The sequence below is a fragment of the Streptomyces sp. UF-297 genome, assembly GCF_058245575.1.
In genome coordinates, this window is the sequence record NZ_JBSIBZ010000179.1 from 1 (window position 1) to 4,604 (window position 4,604).

At 73.9% G+C, this 4,604-nt stretch carries 1 protein-coding gene; it reads right to left on the reverse strand.

Annotated features, from left to right (window positions below; translation table 11 throughout):
* A partial coding sequence (locus AC4IJH_RS43035; protein WP_490857494.1) for a type I polyketide synthase occupies positions 1-4,604 on the reverse strand: 4,604 nt, incomplete at both ends.

Sequence of the window (4,604 nt, forward strand, 5' to 3'; positions counted from 1 at the left end):
GGGCCACGGCGGCTGACCAGCAGCAGGCTCCGCACCCCGTGCTCGGTCACCAGGTGCCGGGCCACCGTACGGCCCAGGCCGCCGGTGCCGCCGGTGATCAGGACCGTGCCGGAGGCGTCCCAGGTCATCGCCTGCTGGGACTGCGTCCGGGCCAGCCGGGCCGCCAGCACCTCGTCCCCGCGCACCAGCAGCTGCGGCTCATCCGACGCCAACGCCCTGGGTACGAGCGCCGCTTCGGCATCGTCCTCCACATCCACCAGCACGAAGCGGCCCGGGTTCTCCGACTGCGCCGAGCGCACCAGGCCCCACACCGCCGCACCCGCGAGATCCGCGCCGGAGACCGCCCCGCGCGTGACGAACACCAGGCGCGAGGCGGCGAACCGCTCGTCCGCCAGCCACGACTGGATCACGTCCAGCGCCTCTGCCGTCGTGGCGTGTACGGCCTCCACCGTTGCGGCGGCCCCGGCCGTCAGCGGGACGAGCACCGTGTCATGGCTGCCGGTCTCCGCGACGTCGTCGAGATCCGCGTGGGGCCGGAGCGGCAGGGCATCGAGGATGCCTCCGGTGTCCTTGCCGAGCAGGGCGAGGGAGCCCACGAGCTCGGCCGCGAGGGGGACGCCGGTCCAGTCGACCGTGAAGAGGGAATCGCGGTCGCCGGTCTGCAACTGCCCGGCGGTGATCGGACGTACGGTCAGGGACCGCACCGAGGCGACCGGCGCGCCGGCTGTGTCCGCGATGGCGATGGACGTGCCGTCTTCGGTGGGACGGAGCCGGACCCGCACCCGACAAGCACCGGACGCGTGCAGGGACACCCCGCTCCACGAGAAGGGGACGCCTCCCTCGTCCGCTCCCCCGCCGCCGAGCAGCGCCGCGTGCAGTGCCGCGTCGAAGAGGGCGGGGTGCAGCCCGTAGGCGTCGCCGTCCGTGCCCTCGGGGAGCCCGACCTCGGCGTAGAGGTCCTCGCCGAGCATCCAGGCCGCCCGCAGGCCCTGGAACACCGGGCCGTACTCGAACCCGGCGTCCGCGAACCGCTCGTAGCAGCCCGCCGCGTCGAGCGGCTCGGCACCCTGCGGGGGCCACACCGCGGCATCGAAGGACAGCGCCTCGGCGGCCGGGGCCAGGGCGCCACTGGCATGCAGCGTCCACGGGCCCTCGCCCGCACGCGCATGCACCGACACCGGCCGACGGTCCCCGTCATCGGGCTCGCCGACCCAGACCTGTACCTGGATCGCACCACCCGAGGCGGGCAGCACGAGCGGCGCGGCGAGCGTCAGCTCCTCCAGCAGATCGCAGCCGACCTCGTCGGCCGCCCGCAGCACCAGCTCCACCAGCGCCGTGCCCGGCACCAGAACGGAACCCAGCACCACATGGTCCGCCAGCCACGGATGCGAGGACACCGACAGCCGCCCCGTGAACAACAGCCCACCCGAGCCCGCCAGTTCCACCGCAGCACCCAACAACGGATGCCCGGCCGAACCCAGACCCGCGGACCGCACATCGCCCGCGCGCAGCGCCCCGCCCGACGGCCAGAACCGGTCGCGCTGGAACGCGTACGTCGGCAGATCCACCCACCGCGCACCCGAACCGGCGAACAGCGCCGCCCAGTCCACGCCCGCACCCTGGACATACAGCCGTGCGAGAGCGGTCAGCAGCGCCGTCCCCTCGGGCCGGTCCTTGCGCAGTACGGCAGCGAACACCGCCTCGTCCGGTGCGGACTCCGCGGCGAGCGCGGAGAGGGAGCCGTCGGGGCCGAGTTCGAGGAACCGCGTCACGCCCTCCGCCGCCAGGGTCCCCACCCCGTCCGCGAAACGCACCGCCGCACGGACGTGCCGGACCCAGTACTCGGCGGAGCACAGCTGTTCCGCGGTGGCCGGCTCGCCGGTGAGGTTCGAGATCAGGGGGATGTCCGGTGCGCCGTACGCCATGCCTTCGGCGACCGTGCGGAATTCCTCCAGCATCGGTTCCATCAGCGGCGAGTGGAAGGCGTGCGACACCCGCAGCCTGCTGGTCTTGCGGCCCTCCCCCTCGAAGTGCGCCACGATCGCCAGTACGGAGTCCTCGGCCCCCGAGACGACGACGGACGACGGGCCGTTGACCGCCGCGATGGACACGTCCTCGGCCAGGAGAGGCAGTACCTCGTCCTCGGTGGCCCGGATCGCGGCCATCGCACCGCCCGTGGGCAGGGCCTGCATGAGCCGACCGCGTGCCGCTACGAGCCGGCAGGCGTCCGGGAGGGAGAAGACCCCCGCGACATGGGCGGCCGCGATCTCGCCGACGGAGTGCCCCAGCAGCTGGTCGGGGCGCACGCCCCAGGACTCGACCAGCCGGAACAGGGCCACTTCGAGGGCGAACAGCCCGGCCTGGGCGTACGCGGTCTGGTTCAGCAGCTGCGCGTCCTCGCCCCAGACGACGTCCCGCAGGGGGCGGTCCAGGTGCTCGTCCAGCCCCGCGCACACCGCGTCGAAGGCCTCCGCGAACACCGGGTGACGGCCGTACAACTCCCGCCCCATGCCCAGGCGTTGCGAGCCCTGGCCCGAGAAGAGGAACGCGCGCTTGCCCGCACCCGAGCCCGCCGTGCCCTCCGCCACGATGTCCGCGTCGCTGCGGCCCTCGGCCAGTGCGGACAGGGAGCGCGGCAGGTCGTCGCGGTCGGTGGCCAGGACCACCGCGCGGTGGGCGAAGGCGGAGCGGCTCGTCGCCAGTGCGTACGCGATGTCCGTGAGCCGCAGCCCCGGATCGGCCTCCAGGTGGGAGAGCAGGCGGGCCGCCTGGGCGCGCAGGGCCGTCTCGCTCTTGCCGGACAGGAGCAGCGGCACCGGCCCGTCGGAGACGGCTGCTTGGGCCTCCGAAGCGACCGGCTCCGGCTCCGGCTCCGGCTCCGGCTCCGGCTCCGGCTGTTCCAGGATCACGTGCGCGTTCGTACCGCTGATCCCGAAGGAGGAGATGCCCGCGCGGCGCGGTCCCTCCCCCTGCGGCCACTCGGCCGCAGAGGTCAGCAGTTCGACGGCGCCCGCCGACCAGTCCACCCGCGACGACGGCACGTCCGCGTGCAGCGTGCGCGGCAACTCGCCGTGGCGCATCGCCATGACCATCTTGATGACGCCCGCGACACCCGAAGCGGCCTGTGCGTGACCGATGTTGGACTTCACCGAGCCCAGCAGCAGCGGCCGGTCCTGCGCACGGTCCCGGCCATAGGTGGCCAGCAGCGCCTGCGCCTCGATCGGGTCGCCCAGCGTCGTGCCCGTACCGTGCGCCTCCACCGCGTCCACATCGGCGGCCGACAGACCGGCACTGGCCAGCGCCTGCCGGATCACCCGCTGCTGCGAGGGACCGTTCGGCGCCGTCAGACCGTTGGACGCACCGTCCTGGTTCACGGCGCTGCCGCGCACGGTCGCCAGGACCCGGTGCCCGTTGCGGCGCGCGTCCGACAGACGCTCCAGTACGAGGATGCCCGCGCCCTCGCCCCAGCCGACGCCGTCCGCCGCATCGCCGAACGCCTTGCAGCGGCCGTCGGCAGAGAGCCCGCCCTGGCGGGTGAACTCCACGAAGGTCAGCGGGGTGGACATCACCGTCACACCGCCGGCGAGCGCGAGAGAGCACTCGCCGGAGCGCAGGGCCTGTGCCGCCAGGTGCAGGGCGACCAGCGACGAGGAGCACGCGGTGTCCACGGTCACGGCGGGGCCTTCGAAGCCGAAGGTGTACGACACCCGGCCCGAGGCCACGCTGCCCGCGCTGCCGCTGCCCTGGTAGCCCTCGAACTCGCGCCCGGAGAGCAGCTGCGCGTAGTCGTGGTACATCACGCCCGCGAAGACGCCCGTCCGGCTGCCCCGCAGCGACGCCGGATCGATGCCCGTCCGCTCGATGGCCTCCCAGGTCGTCTCCAGCAGCAGCCGCTGCTGGGCGTCGGTGGTCAGCGCCTCGCGGGGGCTCATCCCGAAGAACTCGGGGTCGAACTCCGCCGCGTCGTGGAGGAATCCGCCGGAGCGGGTGGCGATGGCGCCCTCGCGGTCGGGGTCGTAGGTGTCGTCGATCTCCCAGCCACGGTCGGCCGGGAAGTCGGAGACTGCGTCCACCCCGTCCGACACCAGCCGCCACAGGTCCTCGGGCGAGGCGACCCCGCCCGGGTAGCGGCAGCTCATCCCGACGATGACGACCGGGTCGTCCGTCAAAGGCGGCAGGGACGGGAGGGCACTCGCGGGTGCCTCCGCCTGCGCGCCGAACAGCTCGCCCAGGAGGTGGCCCGCCAGGGCGTCGGCCGTCGGGTAGTCGAACACGGTCGTCGCCGGGAGCCGCAGCCCGGTGGCCTTGCCCAGCAGATTGCGGAGTTCGATGGCGGTCAGGGAGTCGAAGCCGAGGTCCTGGAAGGCCCGCTCAGGGTCGACCGTCTCCGGGCTCGCGTGCCCCAGGACCACCGCCACCTGGGCGCGTACGACATCGAGCAGCGCCTCGCGCCGCTCCGCCGTGGACAGCCCGGCCAGGCGCTGCACGATGCCGGATGCCGCGACGGCACCGGTCCGGTGGGTCCGCGTACGGATCAGGCCGCGCAGCAGCGGCTGCGGCTCGCCCTGGGCCCGCAGCGTCGCCAGGTCCAGGCGGACCGGCAG